We start from the raw sequence: 19,701 nt of genomic DNA, 5'->3' as shown, positions 1-19,701 counted from the left end.
GTCCGCGGCGCGCGGGCTCAGCCGCCGAAGGGCTCCGCGGAGATGACCTCGACGGCGATCTCCTTGCCGTTGGGCGCCTGGTAGGACGTCGTCTCGCCGGCCTTGAGGCCGATCAGCGCGGCGCCGAGCGGCGACTGCGCGCTGAACACGTCGAGGTCGGTGCCCTCGGCGATCTCGCGGGAACCCACGAGGAAGCGCATCTCACGCCCCATGACGGACGCGGTCACCACGGTGCCGGCGGCGATGGTGCCGTCGAACTGCACCTCGCCGACGTGCGCGTTGGCGAGCTTGCGGCGCAGCTCCTCGATGCGCGCCTCCATCTTCGCCTGCTCGTCTCGCGCGGCGTGGTAGCCGCCGTTCTCCTTGAGGTCGCCCTCCTGGCGGCGCTCGTCGATCTCCTTCGCGATCGCGGCGCGGCCCACGTTCACCAGGTCGTCGTACTCCGCCTGGAGGCGGTCGTACGCCTCCTGGGTGAGCCAGGTTCCGGTGGTCTCGGTCACGTCGTTCTCCTCACGGATGGGATAGGTGAGGATAGCAAGCGCCCACGGGGGCACCCAAGTCCGCGCGTCGCCGGGCGCGGCGGGGACGATGCGCGTCAGCCGTCCGCGACGCAGCCCTGGACGGTGGCCGTGGTCGCCTCCTCGGTGGTCACCACGGGGGTGGTCAGCCGCTGCTCCGCGCCGTCCGCGCGGTCCACGTGCACGGCGGCGACGCCCACCTCGGTGAAGCGATCGTTCAGCGCCCGCACCGTGCATGTCGCGCCCGCGTCGGTGTAGAGGTACACCTCGTACGTCGCGGTCACCTCGGTCGGGGAGGTGACGGTGAAGCCGACGTCCTTCCACCGCACCGGCTGCGACTGCATCTGGACGGCGACCCAGGCCGTGATGCCGATGAGCGCGGCCAGGCCGAGCGACACGAGCACCCAGCCGCGGGCGCTGAGCCGGGGCAGCGCCGAGGACTCCTCCTCGAACGCGGCGGCCTCATCGGCGGGCGGGGTGCTCATGATGAGGCAGGATAGTCGGGTCAGAAGGGTGGACATGTCGTCAGACTTCAGCGGCGGGCCGGGATTCCTCGCGTTCCTCGCCACGTTCGGGCTCGTGATCGCGGGCGTGATCCTGTTCCTGTCGCTCAGCCGGCACCTCAGGAAGGTGCGGGCGCAGGCGGCGAAGGAGGCGGCGGAGGCCGCCGCGGCAGGCGACGTGCAGGCGACCGCCGCATCGTCCCCCGAGCCGTCAGGCGACGGCGAAGGCGGCGAGCGAGGCGGCGATGAAGTGGCAGACGAACCCGGCGATCGTCAGTGAGTGGAAGATCTCGTGGAACCCGAAGTACCGGGTCGATCCGCGAGGCCACTTGGTGCCGTAGATGATGGCGCCCACGGTGTAGCAGAGGCCGCCGACGATCACGAGGACCACCACGGCCATGCCGCCCGCCTCGTAGAACGGCTTGATGAACCCGATCGCGACCCAGCCCAGCGCGACGTAGATGGGCACGTACATCCACCGCGGGGCGCCCAGCCACAGCACGCGGAAGAGCAGCCCGAGCAGCGCGCCGCCCCACACGATCGCGAGCACCCAGGTCCTCGCCGGGTTGTCGAGCAGCAGCACCGTGAGCGGGGTGTAGGTGCCGGCGATGATCAGGAAGATGTTGGCATGGTCCATGCGCCGCAGCACGGCCTGGGTCTTCGGTGACCAGTTGCCGCGGTGGTAGACGGCGGAGGTGCCGAACAGCATCACCGCGGTGAGGGTGAAGATCGCGAAGGAGATGCGCCCGGGGAGCGTCGGCGCGACCGCCGTCAGCACCAGCCCGGCGACCAGCGCGAGCGGCGCCGCTCCGAGGTGAAGCCAGCCGCGCATCAGCGGCTTGCCCTGCACGGGGAGGTTCTCAGCCATGAACCTACGATACCGTAGGTTACGGCGCGGGAGTACGGTGGTCTCGGCCCCTGCCGCCCCCCGAGAACGGATGTCGATGGCACTCAGATCGCTCCTGTACGGAACGTACGAGAAGCGGCTGGCGCGCACCCTGAAGCGGGAGGGCCAGGCTCCCCGCCACATCGGCGTCATCCTCGACGGCAACCGCCGCTGGGCCAAGCAGTCGGGCGCGTCCACGGCCCACGGCCACCAGGCCGGCGCGGACAAGATCACCGAGGTCCTCGAGTGGTCGCAGGAGGCGGGCGTCGAGGTGGTGACGCTGTGGATGCTCTCGACCGACAACCTCGCGCGCGACCCCCAGGAGCTCGCGCCGCTGCTCGAGATCATCGCCGCCGCGGTCGAGCGGCTCGCGGACGACGGCCGGTGGCGGCTGCGGCATGTGGGCGACGCGTCGCTGCTCCCGGCTGACACGGCCGCCCGCCTCGCGGCGGCCGTGGTCCGGACCGACGATGCGCCCGGGCTGCAGGTCAACGTGGCCGTGGGCTACGGGGGCCGGCACGAGATCGCGGAGGCGGTGCGCGGCTTCCTGCGCGCCGGGGTCGACGCGGGCCACTCGCTCGAGGAGGTCGCGGAGAGCTTCTCGGTGGAGCACATCGCCGACCACCTCTACACCAAGGGGCAGCCGGATCCCGACCTGGTGATCCGCACGTCGGGGGAGCAGCGCCTGGGCGGGTTCCTGCTGTGGCAGTCCGCTCACTCGGAGTTCTACTTCTGCGAGGCGTACTGGCCGGACTTCCGCCACATCGACTTCCTGCGCGCGCTGCGCGCCTTCTCCCAGCGCGAGCGCCGGCTCGGCCGCTGACGGGCGCGGCGAGGCATCGTCGCACCCCGGTCCCCCGCGATGCTCCGCACGGTTTCGTCCCCGACACGCCGGCCACGAGGGACGATGCGCGGGCGGGGTCCGGCGGGTCGTCGCCCGAACCGTGCGGAGCAACGGGGAGGGGACACGCCCGGGCGCGGGATGCGAGTTACAAACGTGTGAACAATTGGGCGATCCTCTCCCGCTTCCCGCCGTTCCGGGCGTAGCGTCGGCCTCGTGGTAACAACACGACGTCGACCCGGACCCGAGCCGACGTAACCGACCGCCGCAGGGCGCTCGGTGCCCTGCGGCCTGATTCGCTGGGAGCACCGTTGACCACCTCGCCTAGCACCGTCCCCACCACCTCCACCGACTCGGCGTTGGAGACGGAGGTCCGCACGTTCGTGCTGGACACGTCCGTCCTGCTGTCGGATCCGCGAGCGATGAAGCGCTTCGCGGAGCACGCGGTGGTCCTCCCCGTGGTCGTCATCACGGAGCTCGAGGCGAAACGGCATCACCCGGAGCTGGGGTACTTCGCCCGGTCGGCGCTGCGGATGCTCGACGAGCTGCGCGTCCTCCACGGCAAGCTGGACGAGCCGGTCGCGGTGAACCAGACCGGCGGAAGCCTGCGGGTCGAGCTCAACCACACCGACCCCGAGGTGCTGCCCTCGGGATTCCGACTGGGTGACAACGACACCCGCATCCTCGCGGTCGCCGCGAACCTCGCCGCCGAGGGCCACTCCGTCACGGTGGTGTCGAAGGACCTGCCGATGCGCGTCAAGGCCTCGGCGCTGGGCATCGAGGCGGAGGAGTACCGCGCGGAGCTCGCCGTCGAGTCCGGCTGGACCGGCATGCGCGAGATCCAGCTGACCGACGAGCAGATGGCCTCCCTGTGGGAGCACGAGTCGCTGCCCGCCCCGCACCCCGCCGACTGCGGCGAGGACCTCGCGCAGCTCCCCGTGCACACGGGCCTGGTGATCCACGCCGGCCGCGGCAGCGCGCTGGGCCGCGTGACCGACGACGGCTCGGTGCGGCTGGTCCGCGGCGACCAGGAGGTCTTCGGCATCCATGGCCGCTCCGCGGAGCAGCGGATCGCGATCGACCTGCTGCTCGACGAGTCGGTCGGCATCGTGTCCATGGGCGGCCGCGCCGGCACCGGCAAGTCCGCTCTCGCGCTGTGCGCGGGCCTCGAGGCCGTCATGGAGCGCCGCCAGCACAAGAAGATCATGGTGTTCCGCCCGCTCTATGCGGTCGGCGGCCAGGACCTGGGCTACCTGCCCGGCTCCGAGGCCGAGAAGATGAACCCGTGGGCGCAGGCGGTCTTCGACACGCTCGGCGCGATGGTCTCCGGCGAGGTGCTCGAGGAGGTCATGGCGCGCGGGATGCTCGAGGTCCTGCCCCTCACCCACATCCGCGGCCGCTCCCTCCACGACGCCTTCGTGATCGTCGACGAGGCCCAGTCGCTCGAGCGCAACGTGCTCCTCACGATGCTCAGCCGCATCGGCCAGCAGTCGCGCGTGGTGCTCACGCACGATGTCGCCCAGCGCGACAACCTGCGGGTGGGCCGCCACGACGGCATCGCGGCGGTGATCGAGGCGCTCAAGGGTCACCCGCTGTTCGCGCACATCACCCTCGAGCGCTCCGAGCGCTCGGCGGTCGCCGCGCTGGTCACGGACATGCTGGAGCGCCTGGACCTCTAGCCCGGCCCGCATCGTCCCGACACGCGACGAGGCCCCGCCCCCTCACGAGAGGGGAGCGGGGCCTCGCTGCGTGCGGCGTGGGTCAGGCGGCGGCCTCGGTGGCCGGGTCGCCGTCGAGGGCGGCCTCGAGCAGCGGCACCATGTGCTCGATCGTGTAGGCGATCGAGGACGGCGAGTTCGCGAAGAACGCGCCCTCCAGCACGGTGTCCGTCAGCCAGACGTTGCCGCCGGTGGTCGTCGAGTTGAGCGACGCGAACAGCGGCAGCGCCTCGAGGGAGTCCTTGGCCTCCGGCGTGGTCGCGACCTGCCAGACCACGGAGTCGAGGTCGCCGAGCACGGTGTCGAGCTGCTCGGCGCTGATCTGCAGCCACGCGGCGTCGGTGCCCTCGACGGCGGTGACGTCGAGGCCCACGCTCGCGAGGAACTGGTTGCGGGTGTCGGTGGCGGCGTACACGAAGGCCTGGCCCTCGTAGAAGCCGCCGACCTGGGAGGTGAGGCCCTCCCACTCGGGGTGCGCCTCGCGCACGGCGGCGAACTCGGCGTCGATGTCCGCGAGGATCTCGATGGCCGTGTCGGAGGTGCCGGTGGCGGCGGCCAGCAGGGTCAGCTCGTCCGCGAGCGAGACGCCCCACTCGACGGTCTCCACGCCATCGGAGCCGGTCGCGGGACGGGTCACCACGGGGGCGATGCCGGACAGCAGGTCGTACTCCTCCTGGGTCATGGTGTGGTTGGGGTAGGTCGCGACGATCAGGTCGGGCTCGAAGGACGCGATGAGCTCCGCGTCGTAGGTGCCGGAGCCGGGCACGAAGGTCTCTGGGGTTGCGCCCGCGGCCTCCATGTCGGCCACGGCCCACGGGCCGGTGCCGAGCTCGTAGTCCTGCCACGACTCGGGCACCGCGACGGGGGCCACGCCGAGCGCGTAGAGGTACTCGTGCTCGTGGGAGCCGAGCGTGACGACGCGCTGCGGCTCGGAGTCGATGGTGACCTCGCCCATCACGGTGTCGAGGGTCACCGGGAAGGCGGCGGCCTCGGTGGCGGTCTCCGCCGGGGAGGCGCTCTCGGTCGCCTCGGCGTCGGTGGTGCCCGACGAGCAGGCGGCGAGGACGAGCGCGGCGACCGCGGCCATCCCGATCGCCGCGGCGCGGCGCTGGGTGGAGGTGATCATGGGTTTCCTTTCCTGGGGAACGGTGCCTGGACGGCTGGGGTGAAGGGACGTCAGGGGGTGGGTCGCGGGTCGGGGCCGTGGTCGCGCGCCCCGCCGGGCCCGTGCGCCGGCACCACCAGGGGCGTGCCGGTGACGGGGTCGGGAAGCACGCGCGCCTCGAGGGAGAAGACGCGCCGGATCAGGTCCTCGGTGAACACCTCGGCGGGCGCGCCGGACGCGGCGACCTCGCCGTCGTGCATCGCGATCACGTGGTGGGCGTACCGCGCGGCCTGGTGAAGGTCGTGCACCACCATGACGATGGTGCGCTGCTGCCGGTTGTTGAGGCGGTGGAGCAGGTCGAGCACGTCGAACTGGTGGGCGATGTCCAGGTAGGTGGTGGGCTCGTCGAGCAGCATCAGCGGCGTGTCCTGCGCGAGCGCCATCGCGATCCAGGCGCGCTGCCGCTGGCCTCCCGAGAGCTCGTCGACCACGGCGTCCTGGATCTCGGTGAGCGCGGTCGAGTGGAGCGCGGACATCACCGCGGTCTCGTCGGCGGCGCTCCACGGCCGGAGCACCTTCTGATGCGGCGTCCGTCCGCGCGCCACGAGCTCCTTGACCGTGATCCCGGCGGGCGCGATGGGCGCTTGGGGGAGCAGGCCGACGCGGCGCGCCACCTCGCGCGTCGGGATGCGGTGGATGTCGTCGCCGTCCAGCAGCACCGTGCCCTCGCTCGGCTCGAGCAGCCGGACCAGGGCCCGGAGCAGGGTCGACTTGCCGCAGCCGTTGGGTCCGACGATCGCGGTGATCTGCCCGTCGGGCACGGCCACGTCCACGCCGCGCACGATGGGCGCGCCGCCGTAGCCGATGACCGCGCCGCGGGTCTCCAGTCTGGTCATGCGGGACCTCCTCGGGATGCGCGCCAGACCAGCCAGAGCAGGTACGGCGCCCCCACGACGGCGGTGAAGATGCCGACGGGGAACTGCAGGGTGGCGGGCATCTGCTGCGCGAGCTGGTCGGCGGCGAGCAGCAGGGTGGCGCCCATGAGGGCGGACGGGATGAGCGTGGCCCCGGCGTTGCGGGTGACGCGCAGCGCGAGCGCGGGCGCCACCAGGGCGATGAACCCGACCGGGCCCGTCACGGCGACGGCGCCGGCGGCGAGCAGCACCGAGCACACGGCGAGGGTGGCGCGGGCCGGCCCGACGGCGATGCCGAGCCCCCGCGCGGTGTCCTCGCCCATCTCCATGGTCCGCAGCGCGCGGGCGTTCCACAGCACGATCGGCGCCAGCACGGCCATCACGATCGCGGCGACGGTGACGTGCGTCCAGGTGCGGCCCGTGGTGGTGCCGACGAGCCAGGCGAGGGCGTTCCCCGCGTCGTGCACGTCCATGCGCGTGAGCAGGTACTGGGTGGTCGCCTGGGCGACGAACCCGACGGCGATGCCCGCGAGGATCAGTCGGAGGGGGACGATGCCCCGGCGCCTCCACGACAGCGCGAGGATCAGCGCGGCCGTCGCGAGCGCCCCGGCGGCCGCCGCGGCGGCGGTGACCCAGAGGGACGATGCGGTGACGAGCCAGATGGTGAGCACCGCGCCCGTGCCGGCGCCCATGCTGATGCCGATGAAGTCGGGGGATGCGAGCGGGTTGCGCGTGAGCGACTGCAGGATGGCGCCCGAGAGCCCCAGCATGGCCCCGACCAGCACCGCGGTGAGGGCGCGCGGCGCGCGGACCTGACCGACGATGAAGTCCGCCGGTGCCCCGACGGGGATGCCGACCGCGGCGCGGAGGGAGTCCAGGACGCCGATGTCGGCCTTGCCCGCGGACAGCGCGAACAGCAGCAGCGCGGCCAGGAGGGCGAGGAGCGCCAGCCCGACCGCGAAGGTCCGGCGGTGCGTGGTGATGCCCAGGGGCCCGAGGCGCAGGATCCTCACAGCTCCACCACCTTCATGCGTCGCGCCATGAGCGCGAAGATGATGCCGCCGATGAAGGCGGTGGTGATGCCGACGCCGATCTCGCCCGGAGGCGCGATCACCCGCCCGACCACGTCGCAGACGAGCATCAGCGCCGCGCCACCGAGCGCGCTCACGATCACGAGCCACGGGAGGGATGCGCCCACCAGCGCGCGGGCCAGGTGGGGCACGGCGAGGCCGACGAAGACGATCGGTCCCGCCGCGGCGGTCGCGGCGGCCGCGAGCAGCGTGACGAGCACGATGACGACCGTCCGGACCCCGCCGATGCGCACGCCGAGCGAACGGGCGGTGTCCTCGCCGAGCGCCACCGCCTCGAGCTGGCGCGAGGCGACCAGCGCCGCCGCGATCGCGACCAGGACCACCGGGACGAGCGCGGCGACGTCGTCCGCCTGTCGGCCCGTGAGCGAGCCGGCGACCCAGAGCCGGAACTGGTCGAGCGTCGCGTCGTCGACCATGAGGACGGCGTAGGTGACCGAGGAGATGAGGGCGGTGAGCGCGACGCCTGCGAGGGCGAGCCGCACGGGTGCGCCGGCGGCCGCGCCTCGCGCGCCGATCGCGTAGACGATCACGGCGGCGAGCCCCGCGCCGATGAACGCCAGCGGGACCTGGGCGGCGAAGCCCGTGGCGAGACCCGTCGAGAGGCCGAGCACCACCGCGAGCGACGCGCCGGCGTTGATCCCGAGCAGGCCGGGGTCGGCGAAGGGGTTGCGCGTGAGCGCCTGCATGAGCGCGCCCGCCACGCCGAGCGCGGCGCCCGCGAGCAGCCCGATGACGGTGCGCGACGCGCGGAGCTCCCGCACGATCTGCTGCAGGGGATCGGTCGGGTCGTACCGGACGATCGCCTCCCACACCGTGCCGAGGTCGATGCTGCGCGAGCCGATCGCCAGCGACAACGCGACGGCCACGAGCAGCACCGCGGCGGCGGCGAGCGTGACAAGGGCGCGCGTGCGCATTCGACTCCTCGGGACGGGGCGCACGGACATCGTGCTTCAGGGAAGGTTTGCCTAACCTAGCCCATCGCGAGCGATTAAAGCAACGCGGACGTTGGCTAAATGGCGTCCGTCGAGGTGGTCGACGATGCGCCGTCCGCGTCGATCGCCGGAGCCGGGCACGCGTCGTCCGGCACCGCCACGTCGATGCCGTACAGGGCGCGGATCGCATCGAGGTAGATCGACGACTCGCCCGCCTGCGCGTGCTCGCGCGCCCGTACCGTCGGAGTGTGGAGGAGGGTCTTGGCGAAGCGACGCAGCGCCTGCTCCGTCTCGTCGGCGCGCGCGATCGCCTCGGGCGAGGCGCCGGACGCCGGTCGGATCCGCGCGATCTCCCGCTCGAGGAGCCCGAACACATGCTCGCGGAGCGCCACCACGGCGGGGTCGAGGGAGCGGGCCGTCTCGCCGTCCCCGAAGCGTGCGACGGCGTGCGCCACGATGGATCGCGCGGCCTCGATCGCGCCCACGGACTCGCCGGGGGCGTGCTCGCCCACCTGGTCGAGACCGATCACGGTGACGCCGCGCAGGCCGGCCACGCCGGGGGCGACGTCGCGGTGGAGCGCGAGGTCCACGATCGTCAGCGGGTGGTCGATGCCGTGCCGCGCGGCGGCGACCAGCGGCGAGGTCACCACCACCGACTCCCCGCCTGAGCACGTCACCACCACATCGGCCTCTCGGATCGCCATCTCCAGGCCGGCCGCCGTGATCGCGTCCATGCCGTGGCGGACCGAGAACTCGAGGGACCGGCCCGACGGCGAGTAGACGCCGAAGATCCGGGCGCCGCGGCCGTTCAGCACGCCGACCGCCGTCTCGGCGAGCGCCCCGGTGCCGATCAGCAGCACGCGGGCGTCCTCCCACTCGACCGTGTCGGAGGCGAGGTCGAAGGCGACGGACACGACGGAGCGGCCCGAGGTGCCCAGGCCGGTCGACGAGGCGACCACGCGCGACGTCCTCAGCGCCGACTGGAACAGCCGGTCGAGCCGCGGGGTGATGTGGTGCCGGCGCTGCGAGTCGAGGTGCGCGCGCCGGACCTGGCCGGAGATCTCGCGCTCGCCCACCACCATCGACTCGAGGCCGGAGGTCACGGACAGCAGGTGCTGGACCGCATCGTCGCCCTCGAACGGCATCAGCGAGTCCTCGACCGAGCGGGGGTCGAGCTGGCTCAGCTCGGCGATCGCCTCGACCACCTGGTGCCGCGCGGTCTCCAGGTCCTCCGCCTCGACGTAGACCTCGAAGCGGTTGCATGTCGGCAGCACCACGGCACCCGTCACCGCGCCATGACGGTCCACGAGCTCGGCCGCGAGGCGGTCGGCGCCGACCTGCAGCTGCTCGAGGATCGCGAGGTCGCGGTTGCGGTGGCTGGCCACCAGGGACAGGAGAGGCACCGCACAATTCTGACACGGGACCCCGGCAGGGCAGAATCGTCCTCATGCATCCGTCGTCCGCGACCCCCGACCCCAGCCTGCTCGCCCCGGACCATCCCCTCGCCGACGGGCGCGTCGCTGACGCGCCGCTGCTCGCCGCGCTGCGCGGAGAGCAGCCCGCGCATCGTCCCGTCTGGTTCATGCGGCAGGCGGGCCGGTCGCTGCCGGAGTACCGCGAGGCCCGCCGCGGCACCACCATGCTGGAGTCCTGCCTCACGCCCGAGCTGGCGACCGAGATCACGCTGCAGCCCGTCCGCCGCTACGGCGTCGACGCGGCGATCTTCTTCTCCGACATCGTGGTGCCGATGCGCCTCGCCGGGGTCGGCGTCGACATCGCCCCCGGGGTGGGACCGGTGTTCGAGCGGCCGATCCGCACCATGGACGACGTCGAGGCGCTGCCCCAGCTGGGAGAGCCGGGCGACAGGGGCGCCTTCGACACGGCGCTCGACGTGATCCGCGAGACCGTCCGCCTCACCACGGCGCAGCTCGGGGAGACCCCGCTCATCGGCTTCGCCGGCGCTCCCTTCACCCTGGCCGCCTACATGGTCGACGGCCGCCCGTCGCGCGACCACCTGGGCGCGCGACGGCTCATGCTCGCGGCGCCCGACGTCTGGGCCGCGCTGAGCGCGTGGACCTCCCGAGCCGCCGGACTGTTCCTCCGCGCGCAGGTGCTCGCCGGTGCCTCCGCGGTCCAGCTGTTCGACTCGTGGGCCGGTTCGCTGGCGGCGTCCGACTACGAGGAGTCGTGCCTGCCCTTCTCCGCCGCCGCCCTCTACGCGGTCGCCGACCTGCCGGTGCCGCGCATCCACTTCGCCGCCCACGGCTCGCACCTGCTCGCCCCGATGGCTCAGGCGGGCGCGACGGTCATGGGCGTCGACTACCGGCTGCCGCTCGACGCGGCGTCCCGCCTGCTCGGCGGGGCCTACCCGCTCCAGGGCAATGTCGACCCCGCGCGCCTCGACGCCCCCGCGGACGTGCTCGCGAGCCACGTGCTCGACGTGCTCGCGCGCGGAGCGGAGGCCCCGGGCCACGTGGTGAACCTCGGCCATGGGGTGCCGCCCGAGACGGATCCCGACCAGCTGCAGCGCGTGGTCGACCTGGTCCACGAGCGCGGCTGACATGCCGGCACGCGTGATCGTCGTCGGCGGCGGCGTCGCCGGTCTGCTGGCCGCGCGCCGCCACGCGCGCGACGGGGCGGAGGTGACGGTGCTCGAGGCCGCGGATCGCTGGGGCGGCCGCGTCAGCGCGCACGAGGTCCACGGGCTGCTGCTGGACGCCGGCGCCGAGTCCTTCGCCACGCGCAGCGCCGCGGTCGCGGACCTGGCGCGCGGTCTCGGGCTCGGCGGCGACCTGGTCGCCCCGACCCGCCGACCTGCGTGGGTGGTGAGCCCCGACCGTGCGTACGCGCTCCCCATCACCGGCTGGCTCGGCATCCCCACGCGCCCCCTGCAGCCCGACGTGCGGCGGGTCATCGGCTGGGCGGCCGCGGTCGACGCCGCCCTCGAGCGTGGACGTCCGCTCGGCGATGTCGCCGACGATGCGACCGTCGGGTCGCTGGTGCGATCGCGGCTGGGAGAGCGGGTCGCGCGGATGCTCGTGGCGCCGGTGCTGCAGGGCGTGTACTCGCGCCCGCTCGACGAGCTGCCGTTGGCGGCGATCGACCCGACCCTGCCTGCTCAGCTGCGGGCCGCGGGCAGCCTCACCGCGCTGGCGGAGCGCCGGCGTGCCCTCGCGCCCGCCGGGTCGGCCGTGCTCGGCGTGCGAGGCGGCATCTGGCGCATCGCGCAGGCGCTCGCGGACGCGGCGCTCGCCGACGGCGTCCGCCTGCTCGGCGGCACCGAGGCGGAGTCGGTCGTGCGCGCGGACGGCGCGTGGCACGTGCGCGCCGGCGGCGGCACCATGACCGCGGACACGCTGGTCCTCGCCACCACCGCTGCCGTGGCGGGGCGCCTGGTCCCCGCGCTCGACACCGCACCCGAGGCTGCGGCCCGCCGGGTCGCGCTCGTGACGCTGGTGCTCGACGCGCCCGCGCTCGACGCCGCCCCGCGCGGCACCGGGGTGCTCGCGACGGATGGCGTGACCCGCGCGAAGGCGCTCACGCACGCGACCGCGAAGTGGCGGTGGCTGCGCGAGGCGGCCGACGGCCTGCACGTCGTGCGCCTCTCCTACGCCCTGCCCGATCCGGACGAGGACGTCGCCGCGCACGCGCTCGACGACGCGGCGCGGCTGCTCGGCGTGCCGCTCGCGCCGCCGCAGGTCCGCGCGTCCCGGACGGTGGTGTGGGACGATGCGTCCCCCGCGCGGGTACCCGACAGGGCGCCGCTGCCGGGGCTCGAGCTGGTCGGATCGGCGGCCGGGCTGAGCGGGCTCGCCGCGATCGTCGGCGCGGAGCAGCGCCCCACCCCCGGACAGCCCGCACGGAGCTGATCCCGACACGCCGCGCCCACGGGACGATGCGCGGGCCGGCCGCGGCGTGTCGCCGCGGATTCCGTGCGGAGCGTCCGGGGGAGGGGAGAAGCGGGGAGCTGATTTCGCCCCGGGGCGCACGGCGGGGGAAGATGGGGCGCATGAGCGACTCCCCTCACGGCTTCACGCTGTTCTCCGTGCTCGACGGGCTGCTGCACGCGCCCGACGAGGACCTCGCCGACGTGGTCGAGCACTTCGACTCCGCGGTCACCGAGCTCGCCGAGCACGACGTGGTCCTGCGCGGCATCTACGACGTCTCCGGGCTGCGCGCCGACGGCACCGTCATGCTGTGGCTGCACGGCCCGGTCCTCGAGGACCTGCAGCTCGCGCTGCGCGAGCTGCGCGCCACCGAGCTCCTCGCGGAGACCACCCTCACGTGGTCCGCCGCGGGCGTGCACCGCGACGCCGAGTTCAACAAGCGCCACGTGCCGGGCTTCCTGCGCGGCGAGCGCGCGCGCGACTGGCTGACGGTCTACCCGTTCGTGCGGTCCTACGAGTGGTACCTGCTCCCCGAGGAGGAGCGCTCCGTCATGCTCCGCGAGCACGGCATCGCGGGCGCGAAGTACTCGGGGGTCGTCGCGAACACCGTCGCCGCCTTCGCGCTGGGCGACTACGAGTGGCTGCTGCCGATGGAGGCCGACGACGTCACCGAGCTGGTCGACATGATGCGCGACCTCCGCTACACCGAGGCCCGCCGCCACGTGCGCGAGGAGCTGCCCTTCTACACCGGCCGCCGCATCACCACCGCCGAGGCCGTGGAGGTGCTCGCGTCATGACCGAGGCCGTCGCCCTGCCGCCGCTCGCCGCATCGTCCCGCACCCTGCCCGCCGCGACCTACGACGCGATCCTCCTCGCCGGCTTCGGCGGCCCCGAGGGCCAGGAGGACGTGATCCCCTACCTCCGCAACGTCACCCGCGGCCGGGGCATCCCCGACGAGCGGCTCGAGGAGGTGGCGCACCACTACCGCCACTTCGGCGGCATCAGCCCGATCAACGAGCAGAACCGCGACCTCAAGGCCGCGCTGGAGGCCGAGATCGCCGCCCGCGGCCTCGACCTCCCGGTGTACTGGGGCAACCGCTTCTGGGCGCCGTACTTCGCGGATGCCCTGAAGGAGCTCCACGCGGACGGCCACCGCAAGGTGCTGGTGCTGGTCACCACCGCGTTCTCGAGCTACTCGGGCTGCCGGGCGTACCGCGAGGACCTCGCGACCGCGCTCGAGGAGACCGGGCTCACGGGAGAGCTCGAGCTGGACAAGGTGCGCCAGTACTTCGACCACCCGGGCTTCGTGAACCCCAACATCGACGCCGTGCGTGCCGGCCTGCGCAACCTCGCGGCGCAGGGGGACGGCGCGGCGCCGCACGTCATGTTCGCGACCCACTCGATCCCGACCGCGGCGGCCGACGTCTCCGGTCCCCGCGAGGCACGGCCCGACGGCACCGAGGTGCCGACCGGCGGCGCGGACGAGTGGTTCGCCGGCGGCGGCTGGTACGTCGAGCAGCAGCGCGCCGTCGCCGCGCTCATCATGGACGCCGTCGCGGACGAGTTCCCGACCGCGGAGTGGTCGCTGGTGTTCCAGTCGCGCTCGGGCTCGCCCGAGGTGCCGTGGCTCGAGCCCGACGTCAACGACGCGATCGAGGCGCTGCCCGCGTCCGTGACCGGCCTGGTGATCTCCCCGGTCGGCTTCGTGTCCGACCACATGGAGGTCGCGTGGGACCTCGACAACGAGGCGCTCGAGACGTGCGCGGAGCGGGGCCTGGCGGCCGTGCGCGTGCCGACCGTGGGCATCGACCCGGCGTTCGTCTCCGGCCTGATCGACCTGGTCGAGGAGCGCCACGTGACCCCCGGAGGCACGCCGCGCTCGCGTGAGGCGCTCACCGGCCTGGGGCCGTGGCAGGACGTGTGCCCCACCGACTGCTGCTTGGGCCGCGCGCCCAAGCCCACAGTCGCGTCGGAGGGCTGACCCACCCCGCTCCACCGGACAGTCCGCACGGAATCGACGGCGACACGCCGTCGGGGTGGGACGATGCGCGGGTTGCACCCGGCGTGTCCAGGCCAGGTCCGTGCGGAGCGTCCGGCGGCGGAGGTGGGGCGAGGCCTCGCGCTAGGAGCGCGCGGCCTCCTCGAACGCGCGGCGCGGCTCCTGGATGCGGCCCATCGAGACGAGGTCGCGGCGGAAGAACACCGCCGCGGTCCAGTCCAGGGCGACCCGGGCCTTGCGGTTGAAGGTCGGGATCGCGAGCAGGTGGTACGTGCGGTGCATGACCCAGGCCGGCCAGCCGCGCAGCTTGAACCCCATGGTGGTCGCGACGCCCTTGTTGAGGCCCAGCGAGGCCACCACGCCGAGGTGCTTGTGCTTGTACTCGTCGAGCGGGTCGCCCGCGAGGTGCCGGGCGAGGTTCGTGCCCAGGTGCTTCGCCTGACGGACCGCGTGCTGGGCGCTGGGAGCGCACCAGTCGCCCTCGCCCTCGACCAGGTTCGGGACCTGCGCGCAGTCGCCCGCGGCCCAGGCGCCGCCGATCGGCGCGCCCGAGTCGTCGATCACCTGGAGGGTCGCCGCCGTGTTGACGTGACCGCGGGGGCCGAGCGGCAGGTCCGACGCCTGGATCACGGGCGAGGGCTTGACGCCGGCGGTCCACACGACCGTGTCCGCCTCGAACTCCTCGCCGTTGGACAGCACCACGTGGCCGCCGACGCAGCTCTCGAGGCGGGTCTCGAGAAGGACGCGCATGCCGCGATCCTCGAGCTCCGTCACCGTGTACGCGCCCATCTCCGGCCCCATCTCGGGCAGGATGCGCGGCGCCGCCTCCACCATCACGAAGTTGAGGTCCGAGCGGGACAGCTCCGGGTAGTACCGCAGCGCCGCCTTGGCCATGTCCTCGGTCTCCGCGAAGGCCTCGACGCCGGCGAAGCCGCCGCCCACGAACACGAACGTGAGGAGCTTGCGGCGCAGCTCGGCGTCGGTGGTGGTCGCGGCGCGGGCGATGCGCCCCAGGACGCGGTTGCGCAGGCTGATCGCCTCCTCCACGTACTTGAAGCCGATGCCGAACTCCAGCAGACCGGGGATGGGCAGGGTCCGCGAGACCGCCCCGAGCGCGACCACGAGCTCGTCGTACTCGACCACGAGCTCCTCGCCGAGGTCGGTGGTCGCGGTCACCCGTCGGTCGGCGTGCACGATCGAGTCGACCTTGCCCTGGAGCACGCGCACCTCGGGGAGCTCACGGCGCAGCGGCACCACGGCATGGCGAGGCTCGATGGACCCGGCGCCCACCTCCGGCAGGAACGGCGCGTACGTCATGTACGGCCGCCGGTCGAGCACGGTGATGTCGACCTTGTCGCGTGCCTTCTTCTTGAGGGTGAGCGCGGTGTAGAGGCCGACGTAGCCGCCTCCGAGGATGAGAACGCGTGTCCGGGACATGGGGAACCTCCTGCAGGGGGAACCGCGGGAGAGGTCCGCCGTGTTCCCGCGTCGCCGTCCCGCGACGGTGCGTGGAAAATCGCCCTCAATCGTACCTCGCCCCCGGGACCTACGTCCCGGGGGCGATATAGGCGCTGGTCAGCGGCGTGTTCTCAGCGGCCCACCATCGTGGTGACGTCGAGCAGCGCGTCGAGCTGCTCGAGGCTGATCTCGCCGCGCTCGACGAACCCGAGGTCGACGGTGGCCTCGCGCACCGTCATGCCCTTCTTGACGGCGTGCTTGGCGATCGCGGCGGCGTTCTCGTAGCCGATCACCCGGTTGAGCGGGGTGACGATGCTGGGGCTCGCCTCCGCGAGGAAGCGGGCGCGGTCGACGTTCGCGACGGTGCCGGCGACGGTGCGGTCCGCGAGCACGCGGACGGCCGAGGACAGCAGCCGGATCGACTCCAGGGTGCCCAGCGCCATCACGGGGATCTGCACGTTGAGCTCGAAGGCGCCGGACGCGCCCGCCCAGGCCACGGTGGCGTCGTTGCCCACGACGCGCGCGCAGACCATGAGGACGGCCTCCGGGACCACGGGGTTCACCTTGCCCGGCATGATCGACGAGCCCGGCTGGAGGTCCGGCAGCGCGATCTCGCCCAGGCCGGTGTTCGGGCCCGAGCCCATCCACCGCAGGTCGTTGCAGATCTTGGTGAGAGACACGGCGATGGTGCGCAGCGCGCCGGAGACCTCGACCAGACCGTCGCGCGCGGACTGCGCCTCGAAGTGGTTGCGGGCCTCGGTGATCGGGAGGCCGGTGTCCTCGGCGAGCAGCGCGATCACGCGCTGCGGGAATCCGGCGGGCGTGTTGATGCCCGTGCCGACCGCGGTGCCGCCGAGCGGGACCTCCGCGACGCGGGGGAGGGCGACCAGGAGGCGCTCGACCCCGTAGCGGACGGCGGCCGCGTAGCCGGAGAACTCCTGACCCAGCGTCACCGGGGTGGCGTCCATCAGGTGGGTGCGGCCGGACTTGAAGACGTCGGCGAACTCCTCCGCCTTCGCCTCGAGCGTGGTCGCGAGGTGCTCGAGCGCGGGGATCAGGTCGCCGACGAGCGCCGCGGTCGCCGCGACGTGCACCGAGGTCGGGAAGACGTCGTTGCTCGACTGCGAGGCGTTGACGTGGTCGTTCGGATGCACATCCGCCCCGAGCGCGCGGGTGGCGAGCGTCGCGATCACCTCGTTGGTGTTCATGTTCGAGGACGTGCCGGAGCCGGTCTGGAACACGTCGACGGGGAAGTGGGCGTCATGCGCGCCGCCCGCGACCTCCTCGGCGGCGGCGACGATCGCATCGGCGATCCCCTGGTCGAGGACGCCCAGCTCCGCATTCGCGCGGGCGGCCGCCTTCTTGACCCGCGCGAGCGCCTCGATGTGGCGCCGCTCGAGGGCGATCCCCGAGATGGGGAAGTTCTCGACGGCGCGCTGCGTCTGCGCGCGGTAGAGGGCGTCGGCCGGGACGCGGACCTCGCCCATGGTGTCGTGCTCGATGCGGAACTCCGTTGTCATGGCGCCGATTCTTGCACGGAGGCGCGGGCCCGGGGACCCCTGTCGCGACGTTCCGGCGTCAGTCCTCGTCGTCCGTCGCCGCCACTCCGACGATCCCGGCGTCCGCATCGTCCTCATCGACGCCGCGTGCGGCCGCGATCCTGTCGCGGGCGCCGTCGAGCAACGCCTGGCAGCGGGCGGCGAGCTCCTCGCCGCGCTCCCACAGCCCGAGCGACTCCTCGAGCGTCGCGCTGCCCGCCTCGAGCCGCGCGACGATCCCGACGAGCTGGTCGCGGGCCTCCTCGTAGGAGAGGTCGTCCACCGGGGTCTCGAGCGGGCTCGTCGCGTCAGTCACGTGCCCGACGCTACCGAATGGCCTCAAGTCGAGGCGATCTCGCGCCGTTAGTCGCGTCATAACCCGTGCGATGCCCCGTCCCATGAGGCACAGCACGCATCGAGAACGAGACACGACGAGGTGGACATGTTCAGCGACAGCAACGGGCAGCAGACGGCTCTGCAGAGCGCGCAGAAGGCGCTCGCGGGCAACATCAGCGACGGCGAGCTGGCGACGCTCGCGCGCTCTCCCGAGGCGAAGGTGCGCGCGGCGGCTGCGGCCCACCCCGGCACCCCGATCATCACGCTGCTCAAGCTGGCGCAGGACGTCAACGCGGACGTCCGGATCGGCGTCGCGAGCAACCCGCGCCAGGGGATCCCGGTCGAGCTGTTCGAGGACCTCGCGAAGGACAAGAACGTCGACGTGATCTACGCGCTGATCGGCAATCCCGCGGTCCCGGACCCGGTCATCGCCCGTCTGGGCCGGCAGATCCACAAGGAGTACGCGAAGCACGCCCGCGCCCGCCTCGCGGAGGCGAAGCGGTACGGCGCCACGACGGCTCCGGCCCCCGCGGCGCCGGCCGCGGCGGCGCAGGTCCCCGCGTTCCCGCCGACGCACCCGGCCTCGGTGGGCGAGCGCGCGCCGATCGTCGCGGCGCACCGGGTGCGCGACGATGCGCTGGACGCCCTGCTCGGGAAGGGCTGACCCTCCGCGGTCAGGTCCCGGAGACGTCGGCGGCGATCTCGCCGCGCGCGACCCGGATGCGCAGGGCGTCGCCCGGCCCGACCTGCGCGGCGTCGCGGACGATCCCGCCGGCGGCGTCCCGCACCACGGCGAAGCCGCGCTCGAGCGTGCTGAGGGGGCTGAGGGCGCGCACGCCGGCGGCGAGCTCGCGCAGCTCCGCCTCGGTGGACGAGAGGGACCTGACCAGCGCGTGACCGGCGTCCGCGCGGAGCCGCGCCGCCTCGACGGCGCGCGCCTCCAGCATGGTGCCCGGCCGGTCGAGGGCGGGACGCGACCTCAGCGCCGCGAGGGCCTGCCGCTCGCGCGAGATCCCGGCGGCGAGCGCGCCGGCCATCGACTGCCGCGCTCGCGCGATGCCGGCGGCCTCGGCCGCCGCGTCGGGGACGATGCGCTTGCCGGCGTCGGTCGGGGTCGAGGCGCGGTAGTCGGCGACCAGGTCCAGGAGAGGGCTGTCCTTCTCATGGCCGATGGCGCTGACCAGCGGGGTCGCGCACGCGGCCGCGGCTCGCACCAGCGCCTCGTCGCTGAACGGCAGCAGGTCCTCGAAGGATCCGCCGCCGCGCGCGACCACGATCACGTCCACCCGGTCGAGGCCGTCGAGCTCGCGGATGGCCGCGGTGGTCTCCGGGACCGCACGTGCCCCCTGCACCGTCACGCGGCGGATCTCGAAGCGCACGCCGGGCCACCGGCGCGTCGCGTTCTCGACGACGTCGTGCTCGGCATCGCCCTGCGTCGCGCACACCAGGCCCACCGTGCGGGGGATGAACGGGAGCGGGACCTTGCGGTCCGTGTCGAAGAGGCCCTCGCGAGCGAGCGCATCCTTGAGAGCCTCGAGCCGCGCGAGCAGGTCGCCGAGACCCACCTGGCGCACGTCGCGGCCGGCCATCTGCAAGGTGCCCTGCTTGGCCCACCACTGCGGCTTCGCGTGGATGACCACTCGCGTGCCGTCGGTCAGGTCCGTGCCCAGCGCGTCGACGGCCTTGGCGGGCAGCGTCGCGCTGAGCGACATGTGCTCGTCCGTGTCACGCAGCGTGAGGAACACCAGGTCGCGCCAGCGCTTGACGTTGAGGACCTGGCCCTCCACCCAGACCGCGGGCAGCCGCGCGATGTAGTCGGCGATCTTGGGGGACAGGTGCCGGACCGGCCACGGCCGCTCCGCGCTGGTGTCCGCCGCCGTCGCGGGAAGCGTGAGCGGTGCCCGTTCGTTGTCCCCCGGGGGCGAGGACAGGGGCGCGGGCGTCTCGGTCACGCGCCCCAGCCTGCCACGTAGGA

The 19,701-nt window shown here is 73.3% G+C and carries 20 protein-coding genes; 8 read left to right on the top strand and 12 right to left on the bottom strand.

Going from position 1 to position 19,701, the window contains the following annotated elements; all coding sequences use genetic code 11:
• Window positions 1-17: 17 nt before the first annotated feature.
• Both greA and QQX13_RS06450 read right to left on the bottom strand, forming a co-directional pair.
• A complete protein-coding gene (gene greA, locus QQX13_RS06455; RefSeq protein WP_301118849.1) occupies window positions 18-500 on the bottom strand; it encodes a transcription elongation factor GreA in 483 nt (160 codons plus the stop codon).
• A gap of 95 nt (window positions 501-595) precedes the next feature.
• Window positions 596-1,003, bottom strand: coding sequence for a DUF4307 domain-containing protein (locus QQX13_RS06450; RefSeq protein ID WP_301118850.1), 408 nt, complete (start codon window positions 1,001-1,003; stop codon window positions 596-598).
• A 34-nt stretch (window positions 1,004-1,037) separates the two neighbouring features.
• On the opposite strand from QQX13_RS06450, the gene QQX13_RS06445 reads away from it, so the two are divergent.
• Window positions 1,038-1,301, top strand: coding sequence for a hypothetical protein (locus QQX13_RS06445; RefSeq protein WP_301118851.1), 264 nt, complete (start codon window positions 1,038-1,040; stop codon window positions 1,299-1,301).
• On the opposite strand, the gene trhA is transcribed toward QQX13_RS06445, so the two are convergent.
• Window positions 1,233-1,889, bottom strand: coding sequence for a PAQR family membrane homeostasis protein TrhA (gene trhA, locus QQX13_RS06440; RefSeq protein ID WP_301118852.1), 657 nt, complete (start codon window positions 1,887-1,889; stop codon window positions 1,233-1,235). The two genes, QQX13_RS06445 and trhA, sit on opposite strands and share 69 nt — an antisense overlap.
• A gap of 76 nt (window positions 1,890-1,965) precedes the next feature.
• Between trhA and QQX13_RS06435 the strand changes: the two genes are divergently transcribed.
• Both QQX13_RS06435 and phoH2 read left to right on the top strand, forming a co-directional pair.
• Window positions 1,966-2,730, top strand: a complete 765-nt coding sequence (locus tag QQX13_RS06435; protein WP_301118853.1) for an isoprenyl transferase — start codon at window positions 1,966-1,968, stop codon at window positions 2,728-2,730.
• A gap of 440 nt (window positions 2,731-3,170) precedes the next feature.
• On the top strand, window positions 3,171-4,427 hold the full coding sequence (phoH2, locus tag QQX13_RS06430) for an RNA 5'-3' helicase PhoH2 (protein WP_436968570.1): 1,257 nt from the start codon (window positions 3,171-3,173) through the stop codon (window positions 4,425-4,427).
• 82 nt (window positions 4,428-4,509) lie between these two features.
• Here the strand turns inward: phoH2 and QQX13_RS06425 are convergent, their stop codons facing one another.
• From QQX13_RS06425 to QQX13_RS06405, 5 genes are all read right to left on the bottom strand, one after another.
• A complete protein-coding gene (locus tag QQX13_RS06425) occupies window positions 4,510-5,592 on the bottom strand; it encodes an ABC transporter substrate-binding protein (protein ID WP_301118854.1) in 1,083 nt (360 codons plus the stop codon).
• A 50-nt stretch (window positions 5,593-5,642) separates the two neighbouring features.
• The gene (locus QQX13_RS06420; protein ID WP_301118855.1) at window positions 5,643-6,467 is read right to left on the bottom strand and encodes an ABC transporter ATP-binding protein; all 825 of its coding nucleotides are present in this window, start codon (window positions 6,465-6,467) and stop codon (window positions 5,643-5,645) included.
• Entirely contained in the window at window positions 6,464-7,498 is a 1,035-nt protein-coding gene (locus tag QQX13_RS06415) for a FecCD family ABC transporter permease (RefSeq protein WP_301118856.1), read from the bottom strand. The genes QQX13_RS06420 and QQX13_RS06415 overlap by 4 nt, the downstream gene beginning before the upstream one ends.
• Window positions 7,495-8,490 carry a FecCD family ABC transporter permease gene (locus QQX13_RS06410; RefSeq protein WP_301118857.1) on the bottom strand — a complete coding sequence of 332 codons (996 nt, stop codon included), beginning with the start codon at window positions 8,488-8,490 and terminating at the stop codon, window positions 7,495-7,497. The genes QQX13_RS06415 and QQX13_RS06410 overlap by 4 nt, the downstream gene beginning before the upstream one ends.
• A 95-nt stretch (window positions 8,491-8,585) precedes the next feature.
• Window positions 8,586-9,911: a glutamyl-tRNA reductase gene (locus tag QQX13_RS06405; RefSeq protein WP_301118858.1), complete on the bottom strand. Its 1,326-nt coding sequence runs from the start codon at window positions 9,909-9,911 to the stop codon at window positions 8,586-8,588.
• A 44-nt stretch (window positions 9,912-9,955) separates the two neighbouring features.
• Between QQX13_RS06405 and hemE the strand changes: the two genes are divergently transcribed.
• From hemE to QQX13_RS06385, 4 genes are all read left to right on the top strand, one after another.
• Window positions 9,956-11,068: a uroporphyrinogen decarboxylase gene (gene hemE / locus QQX13_RS06400; RefSeq protein ID WP_301118859.1), complete on the top strand. Its 1,113-nt coding sequence runs from the start codon at window positions 9,956-9,958 to the stop codon at window positions 11,066-11,068.
• A 1-nt stretch (window position 11,069) separates the two neighbouring features.
• Entirely contained in the window at window positions 11,070-12,377 is a 1,308-nt protein-coding gene (locus QQX13_RS06395; protein ID WP_301152869.1) for a protoporphyrinogen/coproporphyrinogen oxidase, read from the top strand.
• A gap of 140 nt (window positions 12,378-12,517) precedes the next feature.
• Window positions 12,518-13,192: a hydrogen peroxide-dependent heme synthase gene (hemQ, locus tag QQX13_RS06390; RefSeq protein WP_301118861.1), complete on the top strand. Its 675-nt coding sequence runs from the start codon at window positions 12,518-12,520 to the stop codon at window positions 13,190-13,192.
• The gene (locus QQX13_RS06385) at window positions 13,189-14,376 is read left to right on the top strand and encodes a ferrochelatase (RefSeq protein WP_301152868.1); all 1,188 of its coding nucleotides are present in this window, start codon (window positions 13,189-13,191) and stop codon (window positions 14,374-14,376) included. The genes hemQ and QQX13_RS06385 overlap by 4 nt, the downstream gene beginning before the upstream one ends.
• A gap of 141 nt (window positions 14,377-14,517) precedes the next feature.
• Here QQX13_RS06385 and QQX13_RS06380 read toward each other — a convergent pair whose 3' ends face one another.
• The 3 genes from QQX13_RS06380 to QQX13_RS06370 form a co-directional block, all read right to left on the bottom strand.
• The gene (locus QQX13_RS06380; protein WP_301152867.1) at window positions 14,518-15,831 is read right to left on the bottom strand and encodes an NAD(P)/FAD-dependent oxidoreductase; all 1,314 of its coding nucleotides are present in this window, start codon (window positions 15,829-15,831) and stop codon (window positions 14,518-14,520) included.
• A gap of 152 nt (window positions 15,832-15,983) precedes the next feature.
• The gene (locus QQX13_RS06375; RefSeq protein ID WP_301152865.1) at window positions 15,984-17,372 is read right to left on the bottom strand and encodes a class II fumarate hydratase; all 1,389 of its coding nucleotides are present in this window, start codon (window positions 17,370-17,372) and stop codon (window positions 15,984-15,986) included.
• Between the two features lie 58 nt (window positions 17,373-17,430).
• The gene (locus QQX13_RS06370; protein WP_301152864.1) at window positions 17,431-17,706 is read right to left on the bottom strand and encodes an exodeoxyribonuclease VII small subunit; all 276 of its coding nucleotides are present in this window, start codon (window positions 17,704-17,706) and stop codon (window positions 17,431-17,433) included.
• A 126-nt stretch (window positions 17,707-17,832) separates the two neighbouring features.
• On the opposite strand from QQX13_RS06370, the gene QQX13_RS06365 reads away from it, so the two are divergent.
• Window positions 17,833-18,390 (top strand): hypothetical protein, encoded by a 558-nt coding sequence (locus tag QQX13_RS06365; RefSeq protein ID WP_301152863.1) that lies wholly within the window; start codon window positions 17,833-17,835, stop codon window positions 18,388-18,390.
• Between the two features lie 10 nt (window positions 18,391-18,400).
• Here the strand turns inward: QQX13_RS06365 and xseA are convergent, their stop codons facing one another.
• Window positions 18,401-19,678 carry an exodeoxyribonuclease VII large subunit gene (gene xseA, locus QQX13_RS06360; RefSeq protein WP_301152862.1) on the bottom strand — a complete coding sequence of 426 codons (1,278 nt, stop codon included), beginning with the start codon at window positions 19,676-19,678 and terminating at the stop codon, window positions 18,401-18,403.
• Window positions 19,679-19,701: the final 23 nt, after the last annotated feature.

The sequence above is a fragment of the Demequina lignilytica genome, assembly GCF_030418375.1.
In the GTDB taxonomy this organism is placed as follows: domain Bacteria; phylum Actinomycetota; class Actinomycetes; order Actinomycetales; family Demequinaceae; genus Demequina; species Demequina lignilytica.
This window is presented reverse-complemented; position numbering and strand designations above follow the sequence as displayed.